Origin of the sequence: Pseudomonas sp. PA15(2017), from assembly GCF_001945395.1 — a bacterium.
GTDB lineage: Bacteria > Pseudomonadota > Gammaproteobacteria > Pseudomonadales > Pseudomonadaceae > Aquipseudomonas.
The window spans coordinates 76,313-95,489 of sequence record NZ_MSXV01000044.1; the positions used below are offsets into that span (position 1 = coordinate 76,313).

The 19,177-nt window shown below is 51.3% G+C and carries 16 protein-coding genes; 7 read left to right on the forward strand and 9 right to left on the reverse strand.

Annotated features, from left to right (window positions below; genetic code table 11):
* From BVH03_RS14130 to BVH03_RS14145, 4 genes are all read left to right on the forward strand, one after another.
* The coding region (locus tag BVH03_RS14130) for a type I restriction-modification system subunit M (RefSeq protein WP_075961907.1) at positions 1–979 on the forward strand (979 nt) is incomplete at its 5' end.
* 294 nt (positions 980–1,273) lie between these two features.
* On the forward strand, positions 1,274–2,134 hold the full coding sequence (locus BVH03_RS14135) for an RNA ligase family protein (RefSeq protein WP_075961759.1): 861 nt from the start codon (positions 1,274–1,276) through the stop codon (positions 2,132–2,134).
* Between the two features lie 14 nt (positions 2,135–2,148).
* Positions 2,149–3,300, forward strand: a complete 1,152-nt coding sequence (locus BVH03_RS14140; protein WP_075961760.1) for an AAA family ATPase — start codon at positions 2,149–2,151, stop codon at positions 3,298–3,300.
* 411 nt (positions 3,301–3,711) lie between these two features.
* Entirely contained in the window at positions 3,712–5,130 is a 1,419-nt protein-coding gene (locus tag BVH03_RS14145; protein ID WP_075961761.1) for a site-specific integrase, read from the forward strand.
* Between the two features lie 304 nt (positions 5,131–5,434).
* On the opposite strand, the gene BVH03_RS25945 is transcribed toward BVH03_RS14145, so the two are convergent.
* The 6 genes from BVH03_RS25945 to BVH03_RS14170 are packed head-to-tail and all read right to left on the reverse strand — an operon-like array spanning position 5,435 to position 15,176.
* Positions 5,435–7,402, reverse strand: coding sequence for a hypothetical protein (locus tag BVH03_RS25945; protein WP_168175617.1), 1,968 nt, complete (start codon positions 7,400–7,402; stop codon positions 5,435–5,437).
* Positions 7,368–9,776 (reverse strand): ATP-binding protein, encoded by a 2,409-nt coding sequence (locus BVH03_RS14150; protein ID WP_168175618.1) that lies wholly within the window; start codon positions 9,774–9,776, stop codon positions 7,368–7,370. The genes BVH03_RS25945 and BVH03_RS14150 overlap by 35 nt, the downstream gene beginning before the upstream one ends.
* Before the next feature lie 20 nt (positions 9,777–9,796).
* Positions 9,797–10,624 (reverse strand): phosphoadenosine phosphosulfate reductase family protein, encoded by an 828-nt coding sequence (locus tag BVH03_RS14155; protein WP_075961763.1) that lies wholly within the window; start codon positions 10,622–10,624, stop codon positions 9,797–9,799.
* On the reverse strand, positions 10,602–14,069 hold the full coding sequence (locus BVH03_RS14160) for a hypothetical protein (protein WP_075961764.1): 3,468 nt from the start codon (positions 14,067–14,069) through the stop codon (positions 10,602–10,604). The genes BVH03_RS14155 and BVH03_RS14160 overlap by 23 nt, the downstream gene beginning before the upstream one ends.
* The gene (locus BVH03_RS14165; protein WP_075961765.1) at positions 14,062–14,973 is read right to left on the reverse strand and encodes a DUF4007 family protein; all 912 of its coding nucleotides are present in this window, start codon (positions 14,971–14,973) and stop codon (positions 14,062–14,064) included. The genes BVH03_RS14160 and BVH03_RS14165 overlap by 8 nt, the downstream gene beginning before the upstream one ends.
* On the reverse strand, positions 14,970–15,176 hold the full coding sequence (locus BVH03_RS14170; RefSeq protein ID WP_075961766.1) for a hypothetical protein: 207 nt from the start codon (positions 15,174–15,176) through the stop codon (positions 14,970–14,972). Before BVH03_RS14170 ends, BVH03_RS14165 begins: the two co-directional genes overlap by 4 nt.
* 237 nt (positions 15,177–15,413) lie before the next feature.
* Between BVH03_RS14170 and BVH03_RS25950 the strand changes: the two genes are divergently transcribed.
* Positions 15,414–15,920, forward strand: coding sequence for a hypothetical protein (locus BVH03_RS25950; protein WP_143485966.1), 507 nt, complete (start codon positions 15,414–15,416; stop codon positions 15,918–15,920).
* Positions 15,913–16,524, forward strand: a complete 612-nt coding sequence (locus BVH03_RS14175; protein ID WP_075961767.1) for a bifunctional 2-polyprenyl-6-hydroxyphenol methylase/3-demethylubiquinol 3-O-methyltransferase UbiG — start codon at positions 15,913–15,915, stop codon at positions 16,522–16,524. The genes BVH03_RS25950 and BVH03_RS14175 overlap by 8 nt, the downstream gene beginning before the upstream one ends.
* A 99-nt stretch (positions 16,525–16,623) precedes the next feature.
* Here the strand turns inward: BVH03_RS14175 and BVH03_RS25955 are convergent, their stop codons facing one another.
* From BVH03_RS25955 to BVH03_RS14185, 3 genes are read right to left on the reverse strand one after another with little or no spacing between them, the layout of a single operon-like run.
* Entirely contained in the window at positions 16,624–17,241 is a 618-nt protein-coding gene (locus BVH03_RS25955) for a hypothetical protein (protein ID WP_143485967.1), read from the reverse strand.
* Positions 17,242–17,298: 57 nt separating this feature from the next.
* A complete protein-coding gene (locus BVH03_RS14180) occupies positions 17,299–17,640 on the reverse strand; it encodes a Fic family protein (protein WP_143485968.1) in 342 nt (113 codons plus the stop codon).
* A 3-nt stretch (positions 17,641–17,643) separates the two neighbouring features.
* Positions 17,644–18,273, reverse strand: a complete 630-nt coding sequence (locus BVH03_RS14185) for a tetratricopeptide repeat protein (RefSeq protein WP_218189543.1) — start codon at positions 18,271–18,273, stop codon at positions 17,644–17,646.
* 586 nt (positions 18,274–18,859) lie between these two features.
* Here BVH03_RS14185 and BVH03_RS14190 point away from each other — a divergent pair.
* Positions 18,860–19,132 (forward strand): hypothetical protein, encoded by a 273-nt coding sequence (locus tag BVH03_RS14190; protein ID WP_256574702.1) that lies wholly within the window; start codon positions 18,860–18,862, stop codon positions 19,130–19,132.
* Positions 19,133–19,177 lie beyond the last annotated feature (45 nt).

The following is a 19,177-nucleotide window of genomic DNA, read 5'->3' on the forward strand; positions in this document are numbered from 1 at the left end:
GTCCGACATCCTGTCCGCTATAGTCACCTTGGACAGCCAAGACCCCAAGACCGGCACCAAGAAGCACCTGGAAAGCGTGCTGGACTTCGCCTGTGGTTCGGGCTCGCTGCTGCTTAACGTGCGCAAGCGCATGGGCGCCCATGGCATCGGCAAGATTTACGGCCAGGAAAAGAACATCACCACCTATAACCTGGCCCGCATGAACATGCTGCTGCATAGGGTCAAGGACACCGAGTTCGAGATTTACCATGGCGACACCCTGAGCAACGATTGGGACATCCTGCGTGAACTGAACCCGGCGAAAAAACCTGTGTTCGATGCCGTGGTCGCCAACCCGCCCTTCAGTTACCGCTGGGACCCAAGCGAAGCCATGGCCGATGATGTGCGCTTCAAGAATTACGGCCTGGCGCCAAAATCGGCGGCGGACTTTGCCTTTCTCCTGCACGGCTTCCACTTTTTGAAAGACGAAGGCGTGATGGCCATTATCCTGCCCCATGGCGTGCTGTTCCGGGGTGGCGCCGAGGAGCGCATCCGCACCAAGCTAATCAAGGACGGCCACATCGACACGGTGATCGGTTTGCCCTCCAACCTGTTCTATTCCACGGGTATTCCGGTGTGCATTCTGGTGTTGAAAAAGTGCAAACAGCCGGACGATGTGTTGTTCATCAACGCGGCGGAGCACTTCAACAAAGGCAAACGCCAGAACCAACTGACCGAAGAGCACATCGCCAAGATCATCAAGACCTACCAGCTCCGCGAGGAAGAACCGCGTTATGCACGCCGGGTGGAAATGGAGGAGATCGAGAAGAACGGCTACAACCTGAATATTTCCCGCTACATCAGTACAACTAACGCAGAGCAGGAAATCGATCTACAAGTGGTTAACCAGGAGCTGATTGAGCTGGAAAAGAATATTCAAGAGGCACGAGACAAGCACAATACATATCTTAAGGAACTTGGATTACCACCGTTAGTATAGATCGTAATCTATCCTTAAAAGCCAGGTTATGCCTAAGCAGGCCTCGCCCTAGAAATAGGGCGAGATAGGCCAACTGATTATTGACTTCCTACTTTTTTGGATGTTGAATGCGCCCCCTTATTTACACCCCCTCTCTCAAGTGGTGAACGAAGTGCCCTGCTCCAGCCAAAAAGCCTGGTACCGACGACGGTCCATCGTGCCTGATGGCTGCCTGCGCACCTGCGTGGCCGCTTCCCACATTTTGCCCGCCTGAACCCTTGTCGTCGGTTTTCCCAATTGCAATGGAGAAAACCCATGAACATGGATTTCCGCGCCTATGCGCAAAACCTCGAGCTACACAAATACCCACGCACGCCGCACCTGGAGAGCTCTCGCCTGCAGCCGGGCGATACCGATAGCGATCAGGTCTGTTATGCCTCGCTGAGCGGCCAATGGCTGGTCGTCGAGGAGAAACTGGACGGTGCCAATGCCGGCATCAGCTTCTCCGCGGCCGGTGAACTGCTGCTGCAATCGCGTGGCCACTACCTGACCGGTGGCGGCCGGGAGCGTCAGTTCAACCTGTTCAAGCAGTGGGCCGTGGCCCACGAGGACTGGTTGCTGAGCCGCCTTGAAGACCGCTACGTGCTGTTCGGCGAGTGGATGCACAAGAAGCATTCGGTGTTCTACGACCGCCTGCCGCACTTCTTCTGCGAGTTCGATATCTGGGATCGGGCCCATGGCCTGTTCCTCTCGACCGCCGCCCGGCGCCAGCTGCTGCGCGACGGCCCGGTGCTGTCGGTGCCGGTGCTGCATGAAGGGCTGGCGCCAGCACGGCTCAAGGATCTGCTCGAACTGCTCGGCGATTCCCAGGCCAAGTCGCCGGCATGGCGCAGCGCGTTCGAAGCCACGGTGCAGCGCGAAGGCCTGGACCTGGAGCGGGCGTGGCGGCAGTGCGACAAGTCGACGGTGATGGAAGGCCTGTACCTGAAGCTCGAAGACGAGAAACAAACCAACGGACGCCTCAAGTGGGTTCGCCAGGACTTCGTCCAGGCGATCCTCGATGCGGACCAGCATCATGCGAACCAGCCGTTCATTCCCAACCTGCTGGCCGACGGGGTAGACCTCTACGCCCCTCGCCTGTCGATGGACTGGGATGGTCAGCGGTCTGGTTACTGAAGGAGAACAACAAAATGGACATTCAACAACTGCAAGGCCTGGTGCCAGAACCGGGCCAGCGCTTCGACGCGCAGGCGTGCCTGGAGGCGATTCCGGCCCTGCTGCGCCTGGCCAGCACGCCCCAGGACCCGTACTACCACGCCGAGGGCGACGTGTGGATTCACACCTGCATGGTGGTCGAGGCCTTGCTCGCGCAACCGCGCTATCAGCAAGCGACCGAGGAGCAACGCCTGGTGCTGTTCCTGGCCGCGCTGCTGCACGACATCTCCAAGCCGGACACCACGGTGATCGACACCGAAACCGGGCGCATCGGCCAGCCTGGGCACTCGCGACGCGGCGCCGTGGATGCTCGCCTGCTGCTATGGCGGGCAGGCATGCCCTTCGGGTTGCGCGAGCAGGTCTGCCGGATCATCTCGGTGCACCAACTGCCGTTCTTCGCGCTGTCGGGAAATCGCAGTGGGCAGAGCCCGGAGTTCATCCTCCACAAGCTGTCGTGGGAGCTGCCGGTATGGATGCTTTGCGCGGTCGCGGAAGCGGACATGCAGGGGCGCACCTACGTGGGCAAGCAGGCCGTGCTCGACGAGATCGAGCTGTTTCGCGAGCTGGTCGCCGAGGAAGGCTGCCTGTATGGGCCAAGGGCATTCGTCGATGACTACACTCGCATCCAGTACTTCCGGGGTGCGCGGGTGCATCCCGACTACCCGCTGCACGAGCCGGAAGGCTCGCACGTGGTCATGCTGTCCGGCATGCCGGCCAGTGGCAAGAACACCTGGGTGGCCAAGCACCACCCGGACCTGCCGGTGATCTCCTTCGACGACGCCCGCGAGGCGCTGGGCCTGCGCCACGGCGAGAACGAAGGCGCCGCCGCGCACTTCGCCATCGACCGGACCAAGTCGCTGCTACGCGAGAAACAGCCCTTCGTGTGGAACTCCACGCACCTGTCGGCGCAGATGCGCAAGAAGAGCCTCGACCTGCTGTACGCCTACCAGGCCAAGGTGCAGATCCAGTATCTGGAGATGCCCGAGAAAGAGGTCTACCGGCGTAACACCCGGCGCGACACCAGCCTGCGTAACGAGGATATCCGCCGCATGCTGTTCAAATGGGAGGTGCCGCTGCCAAGCGAGGCCCACCAGGTTCACTACTACAGCGAATCGGCTGTTCTGTAGCTGGGGTGCAGATGCTCGAAGTGGCCACAAATCGACCAGCATGATGCGGCTAAACCCGCCTCATTGCTGTTGTTGACACGAGGTCATTCGCGCAAGTGGGCTTTTACGACACAGGGTTAATGGCACAAAAACAAAAAAGCTCGATCATTTCTGATCGAGCTTTGATGTTGGGATTATTTGGTCGGGACGGAGTGATTCGAACACTCGACCCCTTGCACCCCATGCGCTTATTTAGTGGATTTCCATGGAAGTCCATGGACGCTACCGGAACGCCTAAAACCTAGTAAATACAGGACACACAGGCTATATTGGCGTCCATCACGATCCACCAGCATCTACCGACAGCCAAGCGATTCGGTGGGGTAAAAGTGGGGTAAAATCCAGGTGGCGGAATTATGCAAGGGGTAGGACATGGCCAAATTGACAGCCAAGCAACTGGAAGCGCTCACCGCCACCGATGACGGCAGGATCCTTCGCGAAGACGGTGGCCTGGTCGCCAAAGTCCGCTCAGGTTTGCGTGGCGTGACGGTGCAATTCCGCTACGAGTTCAAGCTGAATGGATTGAAGCGTGACCAGAGCCTGGGCAGTTGGCCGAAGAAATCGCTGGCGCAGATCCGCGCCGAACGTGATGAGGTGAAAGCGACAGCCGCCAAAGGCATCGATCCCACTGCGGCCCGCAAGGCTGCCAAGATCGAAGCCCAGGCCGCCATCGCTGCCACCATTGCCGAGGCCGAGCGCCAGGCCGCAGAGAACAAGACGGTCGCCGACCTCTTCGAAGAGTGGATGCACGACGGCGTATCCCGCCAGGACGGCAACGCCGAGCTCCGCCGCAGCTTCACCAAGGACGTGCTCCCGCTGATTGGCAAGAAGCCCCTGCGCAACCTCACCGAGAAAGACCTACTCGCCGTCCTGCGTTCGATCAAAGCCCGTGGCCTGAACCGCACCGTCGTGATCCGCAACAACGACATCGGCCAGATGCTGCGCTGGGCCGAAAAACGCAAACCATGGCGCGGCTTGATGGCCGACGGCAACCCGGCCGACCTGATGGACGTCAACAAACTCCTCGACCACGACTACCAGGAACAGCGCGACCGCCTCCTCTCCCCCGACGAAATCCGCGAGCTACGCGACATCTTCGCCCGCCTCGAACACGACTACGACGCCCTCCCCGCCGGCCAGAAATACTCCGGCATCCGTCCGGTCAATCCACGCGTGCAATGCGCCGTCTGGATCTGCCTGAGCAGCCTCTGCCGCATCGGCGAACTACTCAAGTCCGAATGGCGGCATGTGGATCTGGAGAAAGGCACCTGGTTCATCCCTGCCGAAGCCACCAAGGGACACAAAGGCAAACGCCAGGATCACCACGTATTCCTATCATCATTCGCACTGACCCAGTTCAAGCGCCTGAAAGAAGAAACCGGCCACACCCCGTTCTGCTTTCCCAGCAAGGACGAAAGCAGCCACGTCGACACCAAAACAGTCAGCAAGCTGATCGGCGATCGGCAGTGCCGCTTCAAGAACCGCAGCAAGCCCTTATCTGGTCGCCATCATGATGACTCGTTGGTGCTTAGCAAAGGCTCCCGCGGTGAGTGGACTCCGCATGATCTTCGCCGCACCGGCGCCACAATGATGCAAGAGCTCGGCATCACCCTAGAAATCATCGATCGTTGTCAAAATCACTTACTAGGCGGATCAAAAGTACGGCGACATTACTTGCACCATGACTATGCGAAAGAAAAAACAGAAGCGTGGAAGCAATTGGGAGATCGCATAGAGGCAGTACTGGCTTCCACTAATAGTTCTCCACTATCGGAAAAATATAAACCCTAAAATACAAGATCAGGTATAGCAAAATTTAAGAGTTCCCAGCAAAGAAGAAATTTTCCGACTGTCTGCCAAAGCTTAGACGGGACTAACCTTACAACCTCAACACTGGAAATGATCTACTCTCTCCACCCACCACCACATCCACGAATCGCCCAGTACTTACAATAGTGCACACCACACCAAAAACCGACCCAACATAGTAAACTAAATATCAGAGGGGTAATCCGTTTAATGAAGACAGCCTAAACAACTCTAGAATCAAGAATCACCCACAATTTAATATCACTTAGAGCAAAGCCCCCAAAACCTAACCAGAAATATCTCCAGCAAAATGGATTGAGGGAGAAAGCTCTAATTGAACTCTAGGCTGTGGGTTATTTTTCGCAACCTGTGGAAGATTTTTCATTATCAAATTTACAGAAGAGGCGATAGCGAAGCCCTCTATTTCATCGCCCTTTGCTTTCCCTGTAAGGCTATACGACTCGCCTGCAGACAGCGCAGTAATAAAATCGCCAGCACCTTTAGTCGCTCCCGCTGGGAACGACGCAAGACCTACAAGCGCTTGGAGCTCTGCGTGAAGCCAACGCCTAAGCTCACCCGAAAACAACAAGCGCAGCTTAACAGATCCAACTTTTTCGTTACGCAGAACACAAAGAACAGAACTATTATTGAGAGACCTACGGAGCTCGGCAATCTCTTCACCTCGATTACCATACACCCTAATTTCGGCCATACCGAAGAAGACCCTATATCCTGGAACGACAGGCACCCCAATACGCCCCAAAGAATGTAAAGCACTATGCTGAACCTCAAGGGCATAAATTTCGTTTAGTCTTCCTACATAATCGTAGCCAGACTCTTTAGATAGTTTTTTCTGATCAACGGTAAGCAAGTCTTTCTCCGCCCAAGCAATCTGAAAATACTTATCTTGATTTTTGATTAAGAAATCGCCGCCCACCCCCATCTGCCGAATAGTTGCCTGCAGAAGATCAATCTCTGTTGATTTCACCTCGCGCCCACAACCTTGGACACATAGAACCTGCCCATTGGTTATTTTACCTTGTAACAAATCACAAGTTTGCGATATAACTAGATAATAAGGTTGCTCTTCCAAAGTCAATTGCCCAGCCTTTCCTCTAGGCTTTTTCACAAAAATATCACCGAACCGAATATCTCTATTTTTTCGCGTAGACTTTATAAGCTCACCGGAGGCAGGGCGCACTGATGAAAATTCAGAAAATACATTAGACAAATTCTGAGTGGGCTGGCAATGGCCAAGCAGGATTTCATAGCTCTCATCTGGAAGATCCATTGCCTTCTGAGCAAGAGTTGGGCTTTTCTGAATCGAAGACATAACCAACTGCCCTGCCAACCACCCAACATAATCTGAAAGAGGTTCCTTTTCTGTAACTAACTGTGCAGTATACAGAGTCGCAAGATCCTCTAGCTCAAGCGCTGTAACATGTTTGCTCAACTGCTCACCAGCGACACTTACAGCCCTTTCCAGCTCAATGTGCAAGCACCGAAACTTCTGAAGCTCCTCCCGCTTAACATAATAGGATTCTAAAGCTCCAACAAACTCCTGTCCTACATTGAGCTTTCGCACGAATCGGAACATACCGCCCGGAGTTGAACTTCCTATCCGGAAGTCCCCTGCATGCCTATTCGCTAGATGAGGAAGGCTCGAGATCAGAATAATAAAGGGATGGATTGCGTTTGGCGTGTTCTTCGCTTTTTCCACAACAGACTTTAAGAAATCAATACTCTCCTGAACCCGAGCCTCTAGATCATGGTCATCCTGACTCAACTGATAATCTATTACTATCAATGCGACATCAGTTTCTACTGACGCCACATCAGGCAAGACCGCACTGCGCCTTACCTCCCAACCATGACCCTTAAGAATTCCGTCAATCGCCTCAAGCGGAGAATGATGAGGACTCAACTCCTCGACCAGATCTGTAAAGACCGATTCCAGCGCAGCACCTGATGGCGAGCTGTTCCGCAGCTGCCAGAATCTTAAAATCGCGCCAGCATCATTTACAAGCGGCGCAAAATATGAACGTGCAGTGTGGCTTCCTGAAAGTCCAAACTCACCATCAAGCCATTGTTTGGTTTCTTCATTATCAGAAAGAAATCCACGAAGAGCATTCAGGTGAGGTTGAAACTGAGAAACTGTTGGTCGTGCAAATGCATCATCAATGAACAACGCTTTCTTTACGAACATCCCTGTAGTCACCTCATTCGCTCCCAAAGCGGAAAACAAACCCTGCATGAGCACCACGACCGCCCGCCTCTATGAGGGAAATATCAATATTGTTTTCTGAACAAAGATTTTTAACTATGTAAAGACCAATCCCACGACCCGATGGTTTCTTACTAAAGAATGGGTCGAAAACCTTCCTTCCATCCTCGACCCTAATACCCGATCCATTATCTCTAAAAACAATCTCCCTTGACTGAGAATCAACAACTATCTCAATCGTTGGGGAAAAATTCGTAGCCCCATCGCTTGCTTCTCGGAGCATATTGTGGTGGTGGGAAAGCCAATACACAGAGTTGGAAATTAAATTTTCAAACACTTGATACATTTGTCCCTGAACCACTCTAGCAAAAAATGCTTCTATTTCATCAAAGATAACTTCTATCGAGAACTGCTCAAATTGCGACTCATGCGCATCAAGTAAAGTCTGAATGACCTCAACCATATCTGCCCGTTCTTTTCTTTGTCGACCAGGGGTACTAACCGGATCAAGGATCCTCAGGCGCTTTTCAAGCGTCTTCAGTTGGGCATTTAGGGAACGTAAGGACGGCGGGAGACTTTTAGTGTTGACCTTATTCAGGTCCGCCAAAGTAGCTCTAGTCATTCGATTTAGCTCATGAACAACAAACTCCATAAGCATCCCAGCCCCGGCAAGATGCAAGTAAACATCCGACTGATCCTGTTGTTTTCTGATAGTAGCCTTAGCTTTTGACCAGGCGGTTTCCAGCTCCTCAACATACCCTCGCAAGGCATGTATAGTTTTCTCTTCACCCGGAAGCTGCTTGGCAAGCTCTCGCAACTGAGCCCGAGCATCCTTAGAATTTTTCTTTACTTTTACATCTATTTCTTTGACCGTTCCGAGAGATCTGGCGGCGCTTTTCACCTCATACTTTTTTACAAGCGCTCCTAATTCCTTCCAAATAACATACTGAAGGCACTGGACAAGCTTCTTTTGCTCAGGCGAGTCACATAATCCCTGTCTGTTTGTTTGATCCTTTAAGTTAGGATTATCACGAGAGCTAATCCGTACATAACCTACAAACTGCCCTCTATTAAGCTTGAATGATCGCTGCTTTAGTGCACGTTGATCCAACATGAGCCAATCGTCATCTGGATCGGCATACGGGTATACCCTGAACCCATCACGATACATCAACAGGCCGCCGGCCCAAAGACTTAACCACTCACTGAATTCATCATACTTCTCTTTTGGCAACTCCTTCCTCTTTCGTTGCCGGTTAAACCAATATCCTTCAGCAGTAAACTCCCCCAGAGTTTGAATACCCGCATATCTCGCAGGAGTATTCCCACCATCGTTGTACAAAGGCTGATCAGCATCTGCAAGAACGCTATACAAGTCGTCGCCCGCGCTATAAATATCCGCCTCATCGACCGCACGATCATCTTCTGTAGAGGACTCTAAAGCAGGAGGTCTGAATTTAACTTTCCCACTAATCATAGGTTGCCGGCGGCCATCGACCATCTCATAATTGAAGCGCACTTTGAAATGCCCGTGCCACTCTCCTTCCAACCAGACCGTGTTGAGCTCCTCTATAACATCCACGGACTTTCCATTAAAGCTCATACGCAGATCAAGAACACTTCCCTCAAGATCAAACGGATCCTGAAGCTTCGAGAGCTGAGTCTTAGATACCTGAGAAACACGCTGAAGTGACCAATCACTGCGCAGATCACTAATCCTAATCAACGTCCCTTTTTTCTTCCCTTCCTTTTTATTTCCAACCTCTGCCCCAACACTGAAGCTATCTAAATCTAAGTCTAGATTGTCACCCAACAACTTCCAATCCACATTCAGGATAGAATAGAACTCATCATCTATTGTAGCAGTCGATAATTTAAGCTTTTCCCCCAGCCTCATTACCGAAAGTCGACCTATTCCTTTCTCCCCAAGGATAGGCTTATCCTTATCATAGACAGCAAGCTTTCTTTCCTCAGCACGATTGGGAGTACCAATTGTTAAAAAATTTCTATCAAGACCGGCTAACGACATTCCCTGCCCCCAGTCCTCAATCTCAATAAATGATGTTTTGCAATAAAAATCTCGCAACCGAGACAATGCTTGCGCCTTAGAAAGCCCAGACAACTTTTCTACCAGCTCATCCCTGATAGCCTGGGTCGCACTTGGCTCGAAATACTTGGACGCATTGCGCAAGACTTTCCCATCTATACTTGAGCCACCATCTTGAATATCAGAAACCAACGCCTGATATCCAGAAGAGCTAAGAGCAACATTAAATCTTACTTCAATCTTCGGACTTCTAGCATCAATTGCGTTTTTAATTAATTCATACAACGCAATACCATCTGAACTAATTAACTCCGCCCCTAACTCAAGTAATACTCTAGCTTTAACCTTGAATGCCATTGAACTTCCCTTTCTGAGCACTATAATTGGCAGACCAAGCATCCTTGATCGTCGTCTTCATCAGGTGCTTCCGTAGAATCATGATCAGAAAAAACAGCAATGAGTGTTGAGTTATCTCTTCTTTGAGCCATGCGTTCAACTCGCAGAGCATGATCACGTTTAATCTGCGCCACCCGCTCAGGTCTTTCCAGCTCGGCAAGGCTTTCACCTTGGCTCCAAGTGAAGAAGTTGCCCGTCTTTTCAAACGGAACCTCGTACTCTTTAGCCTTCTCATAGAGGTCGGGGTGGGTTTCTTTAAGTCGCACCCATTCGATCTTTTGCTGGTAGAAACAGAAGAAACAGCCAGATCGTGTGCGCCCCCACTTGGTGTAGGGCGGCATTCCCACACCAGACGTGCGAAGAATCTCTTCAATATCCCTGAGAATCAGTCCATCCTCCTGGAAAGGATAGACGGCCTTGATATTGGTCTTATGGCTGATGTAGCCAGATCGGTTTTCGTCTGCTCGGAGCCCCACATAGTTAACAACCGGATCATTTCCACAATGATCTTCGAATGGCTTGAGCTTCAGCATTTTCGTACACCAACGACGGTGATTAGAAGGAATCATCCCACCATACATGGTGTACCAATGGTCAAACCCCAGATCCGCATTCAAACGCTGCAGCGGCTTACCTAGGTAATTCTCCAAGCGCTGTAGGTAGTCATAAGTTTCTGGCAGCTCTTTACCCGTGTCGCTGAATATGTACTCCATATCAGGCACACGGTCACGCATGTAGATTGCCAATGCAGCGCTGTCCTTGCCTCCGGAGAGGCTCAGGATGTGTCTAACCCGTGGTTCGTTGCTCATTGGTCAACTCTTCTCTGTCAACAGCATTGGAGTCTTGCTGCAATTGCAGCAGAGCTTGGGCCAAAGCAGAGGCGACCATCTTCAGATCGCCACCAACCTGCTTGGTGAGATCCTTCAGCACCCCGTCTGCAACTTGTTTAGTCTCTTTGTCGGAGGCCAGTAGCATCGCTGCCTCCTCCCCGCTTGGCAGAGTAAGCGTCACGCTAACAAAGCGCTGAGCTTGGCGCCCGAACTCCCCTCTCGGCATCGCCACACGAAGCCAACGCTTGTAGCGGCCACATAGGTCATGAACCTTGTCTACAAAGAGAGGAGCCTGTGCATCAGTCCAGATATCCAATGGCCGCTGCACTACAACGCTGGCTATAGAGTCCAACCATTTATCATCAGTCAATGTGATGTCAGCACAACGCATAATGAAAGCCTTCAGGTCAGCTTCAACCAGAGAGCCTGCAGCATCTGCGCACTCCTCCTGTAACTGACCTCTCAGAGCTTTCAGAGTACCGTTGATGGAAAACGCCTGAGCCATCGCCAAACTAACTTCATCTTGCAGGCGTCTAAAAGACATCCCCAGCTCGGTCAGCGATTCGGTCAGCATTGCAACAAAGCTGGTACCCTCTCTCCCCTTCACTCCAGTCAAAACTCGTGGAGCATCTTGTGCCAGCAATGCAACTGGATCAGTAGCACGCTTGATGACATCTCTAAGTGCTTTCGTATGATTAGAAAGCCGCATAGTTTCCTGCGAGTACTGAGGTAGCCGCGAATACCAACGGATCAGCTCGCGCGCAGCATCTAGGTATGAGGCTTCTAGCCCGACCTGGCCCCCTACCGCTCCTAACGCCGCCGCATAATCCCGAATCAAAGCTTTACGCTCAGTGACGATATCAAAACGGCGGAAAGTGAAGGTCTGCGGGCTGCGGAACATTCGCTGCAAGTGCTCAGCTGTCAGCTCCAAAATCAAACTACCACGTTCAAAAACTGCGCAAGTCTCTTTATTCAGCAACAGATAGGTGACACACCATATAGATGCTGGTCCGTTACGTACGCCAAGTGGCGACTCGGCCAGTTTTTCAGTGACCTTGGCGAAGGTAACTTGCTGGTCGGTCATCAACAGCGTATCGAGTTTTTGCCAGACCTTCTGAACTCCAATTGGACTTTCCTTATCCGGGGCAACCAACTCCCAATGAGCTCCTTTCTTCCGGTGAAGCTTCGTGGACTGCAAAAGGGATACGTACAACAGACGCTCAGGCGGGTAGTCAATAATACCGAGAAGCTCTTCTCCTCCCTTCTTATCCAGCAATTCGAACAAACGCTGACGGGCTAGCGTGATCGCCGAGGAAGGTTTGTCCTTATTAATCAACTCGTTGTGAATGACAGGAGCAGATTTGTATACGCTATCAAAAAGCCAGGAAGCCGCCTGGCTCAAGTTCATCGACTCACTCCCCTGTACCGCTTTTCCACGATACCAGTAAGCCAACGCCGGAGAGCCCTGTACCTGATGATTCAGCAATGCCAAAACAAGCCGTGCCACTTGCTCTCTTGCTCGGTTTAACTGAGTCTCAACATGACGTTCCGTCCAGGGATCCAAGAAACGACTCTTCACCTGGTCGTGAACTAAAACCCAGCGTGAGAACTCAATCAGCGCACTACGCTCACTGGCCCCTACCTGTACGATTGCCGTAAGCGCTACTGCTTCTTTTTTTATCCCACCCGCAATGCTTCGTGCCTCAGCCATCTGCTCGGGCATTGACGCATCCACAAACATCAACCCAATGCATCCATCATGCTGGCGATAGTCATCAATTGATTTTTTGACTTCCTCAGGTGCTCCAGCAATCACCCTCACAGAGCGTAGGGTCCCCGACTGCTGGTAGTGTCGACTGGCGATGACACTCCGCTCCGACAACGACTGTGCAATGCCCTTAAACATCAATTCATCATCGGTACGCTTTAGAGTTTCTCGGTAGAGCGCCTCTATATTTACCGCTTGGCTGACCGCAAACACATAATCACCGGTAGCTTGCCTGCTCAGCAAAATCGCCTTGCTCTCAAGATCAGACAAAGCCGAGATGATCACCTGAGGATCACTTTCACTTTTGAGCAGTGCAAAGCTCAATACGGCAGGCGAAGCAATTACATGCAGAGACTGAGCAACTAATTCAATCACAGCAACTGACTTGAGCAACTCGACTTGCAGCTCACTCAGCTCAGCAGTACCACGCCCAATTACGGAGCGCGCGAAATCCCACCGGCGCTCGGCCTCCAAGTCTCGAAAACGCAAACCAGTTCCGATCGAGAGATAATCATAGAGCTCAGGCAAGCGGTACCAGACCGCAAAGCTAGCTCTTGTCCGGCTAGCATAATCACGCAGCGCACCAACCTCATGCCCTCGCATAAAGGCATGGAAGGAACGCTCACTTTGTCCAAAGCGTTTAGAGATCACCGCGAGGGAAGCCAGGGCTGCAGGGTGTAACGGATATAGCCGCTCAGCTTGGGCAAACAATTCACTTTCGGCCGTCTTACGGAAGAAATTGTGCCCCGTGCTCAGGCGATAGATATCTCTAGCCTGATGCTGAAAGGACTTTGATTCCGTAATCGCTGGTTTGAGGCCGAGAGCGTGTACAGCAAAGTGCGCATAGCGCTCAACCGGCTCATCAAACGGCACATCATCAAAACGAGCCGACACCTTGTGCCACTCATCCGACAGGGTTCTGCCAACCCCTTTTGCGTAGGCATCAAAGTGCTGATGCAGCATAGTGAGAACCAATAAACCATCATCCGTTGGATGAGAAGCTGTCTCCGCGATCTGCTGCAGCGACATTAAGTCACCCGCATCAGGGTTTAGCGCAGCATGCTCAATGAACTTACCGAGCTCATCGATCAGCAGAAGAACTCCAGAATGTCCACTCGACCTGACCAAAGCAACAAAGTCGCCAAGCAAACTGCCTACTGCCACATTGAGAGGAACATCTCGATAGGTTTGCCCTTTCAAATCTAGCTGGCGCTTTAGCTCCGTTGCAGGGCGACTTCTAGGTAGATACTCCAAAGCATCGAGCACCGACTGAGCCAAAGCGTTACCAAGTGACGAGCGTGACCCTGTGATAGCCAGAGCAAAGCGGTTCTGGCCCAATGGGAAGAGACCCGCGACGTCGCTGGAGGCGTCCTTGAGTTGCTGGTAGATCGCTTGGGAACTGTCTTTGCCTTCCAGTAGGCGAGCAAGCAATAGTCCCAAGGCAGACTTACCGCTACCGTAGGGGCCCAGGATCTTCCATGCTCGCTGTGCGCTTCTGGACGCCAGTGCCCCGCCGATCTGACGCAAAACCGTCAGCACAGCCGGGGTTATCAGGTAGCTATCGAGCGACTCTGCGGAGCGCAGATCTCTATTCAAAGCGATAGAACGTAGGAACTTTGAGTCTAGCTCGATGTGATCGATTAAAAGGTCAGACATTCGATTCTTCCTCTGCTGCCAACAAGCACTCGAGCCAATCAGGCAGCAGTGCGGGTTTTAAAATGACTTGTTGGGTATCAGCAGTGTCTACAAAGCGGACAGCACCACTAAACTCGAGCTCGACATTCTCCAACATGCCTCTCAGTTGGAACTCGTCGAGACGGAAAACAACACCCGGGCTGAAAGCGCCATGAGCCAAATCAGCCAAGCCACATGACGTAACGCAGCGACGTGCCAAATAGTCCACGAGGGAGAAGAGGAAAATGCGCGACGAAAGCCCCAGCGGAACGTTCCTACCTACGAGGTAGACAGTCTTACCATCGTCGGCAGAAATCTCTTCGAAAAGGCCAAGATCCTGCAATGGACACCACGAGGTGTCATCCGTGGCAGACTCTTCGCGGGTATAAGAATGAAGGAAAAGACTGGCGTGCTGCTCCAAGGTCGAGGCAGCCAATTGTTTCTTCCCTACGGTGTCAGCAAGAGCTCTTAGGCTCGCAACAAGCCCCTTACGATCAAATCGAGAGAAGTCCGCACTGCCGAAGACGAGACTCCAAACGGCAATATCGGCATGCGTCGAGATCCACCAGTGCAGCAACCAAAGCGACTCCGGTTGCTCCAGGTAAGGATCCCAACCATCCTTCGCAAGCAGAAGTCGCCCCAACAGACCTGACTGCAGGCCTCCATTGTCGCGAGACTCGACCACCCCGAAAGCTTCAGCCCAGAATTGAACCGACTTAACCATGTTACGGCCGATACCCAAGGCGATGGTCGCCTGAGCTTCATCCTTAAGGAGCAATGGGTTCTGCACGATGGCGCTATGAAGCTTGGGGAGCCAACCATAGCGGCATACAAATGACTCATGCCCTGAGAAACGTACCTCACGGCGCTGTGGTTCCAACCTCATGCACTCCTCCCTGAAACCTGCACGCTCATCTCCAGTGGAGCCACCTTCACGGCTGCTGGCTCAATGATGATACGTTTAGTGGCAGCGTCGAAATAGATGTCGACGTGATCCCCTTCCGAAAGCCCTGCGTTCCTGAGTAGCGCTTCGCTAAGCGCCACCCGGCCGAGCTTCTGAACCCTACGCGTGTCGAACAAAACCTTCATCCATAGCACCTCAGCCTCGTCGGAGGCTTTTTGAATACTAGGAGAATACTTGATTTGGCGTCATTTTCGCAGATTTTTTGGCACTGCCTAACTGGACATTTTTATACAATTCAATGAATTAGGCTCAGGGAGGACAGGCCTACGAGAAAAAACTTGCCGAGTGGTAGCTTACTTATTACGGACGCGAAATCGAGGTAGACTGCACGCGCCTACAGCTCATCCACCCATCCAAGCCCCATGACTGATCTAGATCTAGAAAGACTCAAGCACAAAAACGCCATCGAGCTTGAAAAGCTCAAGTGGACACTCAAAGAAAAGGAGCTTTCCTTTCTAGAAGCCGGTCAGCATCTGCGCTCACTGAACCAACAACTCTGGCAAGTTCCTGGAATGGCTATCGCGGTGACAGGAGGTATATGGTTCGGAGCAGCCTCCATAAATGGAGAACTACCAAAAGCACTGGTACTTCTCTTTGCAGCAATAGTCGATATCTTGACGATCTTTGTGCTTTGGCGCTTACGCAAAATAATTCAAATCCAAATCGATTTACAAAATAAATTCAACAACCGAACTGAAAGCAAAGGAAGGGTTGTGGTCATTTGCTGGAGTACGCTCCTGGCACTCGCAGCCACTTTAAGCATATTAGGCTCGCTCAATACAAAAGAGTTCAGTATCGTCAAAACCTCGCCAACACAAGCGACATACAACTATCTCTACCCTGAAAGAATAGAAATAAAAAATGAGTAAAAGCCACCCAACCCCTTGGGCCCAGTACAACTTTGAAAGCGAAAAATACTCCAAGCAATACAATCAGCTTATTTTTTCAAACATACATCGGCAGTTCATAAAATTTCTGCCTCCCCCCGAATCGAAAATACTAGATATCGGCTGCGGCTCTGGCCGGGATGCTTATTCTCTTGCACGTCGAGGTTATATAGTAACCGCTGTTGACCCCAGCATAAAAATGCTACAACAAGCAAAAAAATACAACGATCACAAAAATATCAATTGGCTCAATGAGCGATTGCCATCCTTAGAAAAAATTAAAAACCAAAAATTTGACTTTATTCTGCTTAGTGCCGTTTGGATGCATATATCGCCTCACAAAAGAAAAAAATCAATCAACACAATGTCTCAACTACTAAACGATGATGGGTGTATAGCGCTTACCCTCAGAATTGCCTTACCCGATCCGACACGGGCAATCTACGCAGTCACACTCGAAGAGCTATTAAAATTAGCTAAAGAAAATAGCTTACTCCCTATATATATCAGTAGAAAAGCGAAGGACTCCTTCAAGAGAAGCGAAATAACCTGGATTAAGGTAGTACTGAAAAAATCACAAGCCTGACCAATATACAACACCTAGAGATAGACAGTTAAAAATTTAAGTATATTCTTAAGCTATCACACCTAATACAAGCAAGAAGCATTCATACAAAACCCAAACTCACTCTACCCCTACGATTTTGCCCTCAGGACGAGAAAGCTCACCAAACACCTTCACCACATATTCAACAAAGTACTGATTTTTATTATAAGCAATCAATGGAATACATTTCTCCCGCACCAAAGGCCACGCCCAGCACCCTTGAGATAGTTTCTCAGACGAAACATAGTCTAAAACCCAGCCAGAGAACCTAATTTCATTCAACACTAAAAATTCCAAAAATCTCTTTGAATTTGATAGACCGCCTCCGACTCCCTCAAACGCCATACGCCCCTTCGAAAAAACATACCACTCTTTAGAGTCAAGATCCTCCACAACCACTAAAGGCAAGTGCCATGCTGTTGATGGCTTATCCTCAACAACTATATGAACCATTGGGGACTTAACCAACGCAATCACGTCATAGACATCATCAACAACATCAAAAGTACGGTAGCGATTTTTATAAAAAACGTTAGAACCACAAATCTCTTTTACATCATCATCCAGCATCTCTTTTCTAGGGCTTTTCACTTCTCCCACCTCTACACTTGGCGATCTCAGCAACCCCCGAAGACGCTCATATGTGAAATTCCCCACGATCCCGGAGACTGCCATATCCACAATTTTCTCAAGCACAGAAACTCCTTATATTCCTATATTAGACTCACAGATATTTCATCGACATATAGGGTATCAATCAGCCAGTCGATCATAGCCTTTTGAGAAGCCGGAGCCAGTAGTTCTCCGGTACTTATGTATTGGGTTGCATGGCAATGCTGGATCGATCATCTCAATCAGGCCAGCGGCCAGGGCAGGCTTAAGGTGGTTTTTGCTACAGGTCGGGCGATGTTCCAGCCCAAGCGCTGCATCAAAGCTCCAGATTTTTCGTAACAACGCGACAGGCGAGATTTTTTCGGGCCTGAAGGGAGTGAAAACGGAGAGGGCATTGAATTTTTCAACAGAATCGCCATTGGCGAAATGCCAGTTCTGAGTCAGCTGGATGCGCAATCCAATGAGACTTCCGGAGGGGCGCAAGTGTCATCCTTGCCATATAGCCTGACAGGTCGAATGAAACTCACCATCGCCATAAACATCCGTCACGATTTCAGGCACGACGGATGCACTCTGATTGAAGAAAGTCGCTGCTTCGCTTGATCGTCCCTGAGCACATAAGATTTTTGTGGCATTGATGACTACCCACCGGCGAGTCCGGTTCTCACTTGGGTTGAGCTTCCAAGCACGACTAATGCTGGCTAGTGCAGCGGAGAATTGCTTTGTTCGAAACTCTGAATACGCCTTGAAATTCCATGACAAAGGGTCGTTGGGATCTTGGGCAACCGCAATGTTGAAACTCCGCAATGCGCTCTCGTAGTCCCCTTTCTTGGCATAAGCCCGCCCCTCCGCCATCCCGGACGTCGACTGTTGATATTCCGAAGCACTCACAGCACGAGGAGTGACGACCAATGGTGGGACAGAGCGCTCCTCTTCGGCGCTATCGTGTTGCGCCATTGAAGTTATATTAGTGTCTTGGGCACCAGAACGCTGTGACGCGAGCTCTCGCCTGATCGTGTGAACTTGGGCGATAAGAGCATCCGCGTCCGCCGGCAGTACAAGTCTTGCCAAGGCAGCCAGTCTCAGCTCGACGTCAGGCTCATCCGACATGATCATGTCTATGTGATCTTGCAAAAACTTGACTCGGGTAGCATCTCTAGAGCGTTCCATCTCGCTCTGTTTCAGTCTCAGGTCATCTGCCTTCTGCTGTAGCTCTACCTCTTGCCGTTGGGCATCGAGCTTCAGTCGCGCCGAATCATTTAGGTAACTTGACGTGGCCGGAATGATAACCCCAACAACACCCACGAAAGCACCTACCCATAGAACTATTCGGTTGTGACGACTCTCCGACCTAAATTTTGTATATTCTAGACGAAGCCTGTCGCGTTCGATTCCCCGGTTGGACGTATCATGATCCAATCGCGTTTCCCCAAAGAGAGTGATAGTAGCAATAGGCTACCCTTGCCCCCGTCACTTTGCCACCGAAGCAGCCGCACTTCCTCGAGCATGTCTGTCGGCTTGGATCTAAAGACATTTGAGTTGCCCCTGTCTCTCTTGAGACTTCCTCCAGACCAGGCAACGGCTATTCGAAAAAATCTCAGTCATACATCACCGCAATGACATCCCCACCATGGAGTCTAAAACCATGTCATTGCAGTGCCCTCGCTGTCACTCCCCCAAAGTCGCTTCAATCCACCATGCAATGAAGATCACCGCTGCAGTCGGTGCTGTAGGTGGTGCCGCTCGTGGCGCCAGTGCTGCCCTGGCCGGTGGTCAGGCCGGCGCAGTGATTGGCGCTGTTGCTGGCCCGCTGGGCATCACCCTCGGCTCTGTATCGGGGGCAATCCTTGGCGGCCTTGTTGGCGGTGTCGGTGGCTGTGCCCTTGGTGCCCAGCTCGGTGACAAGCTCGATCGTCACGTGCTGGCCAACAACCTGTGCCTGATCTGCGGGCACCGCTTCAACCTGCCGGCCTGATCCGACTCCCCCTCCTCCAGTCCACACTACTCCCGGTTGGTGCTG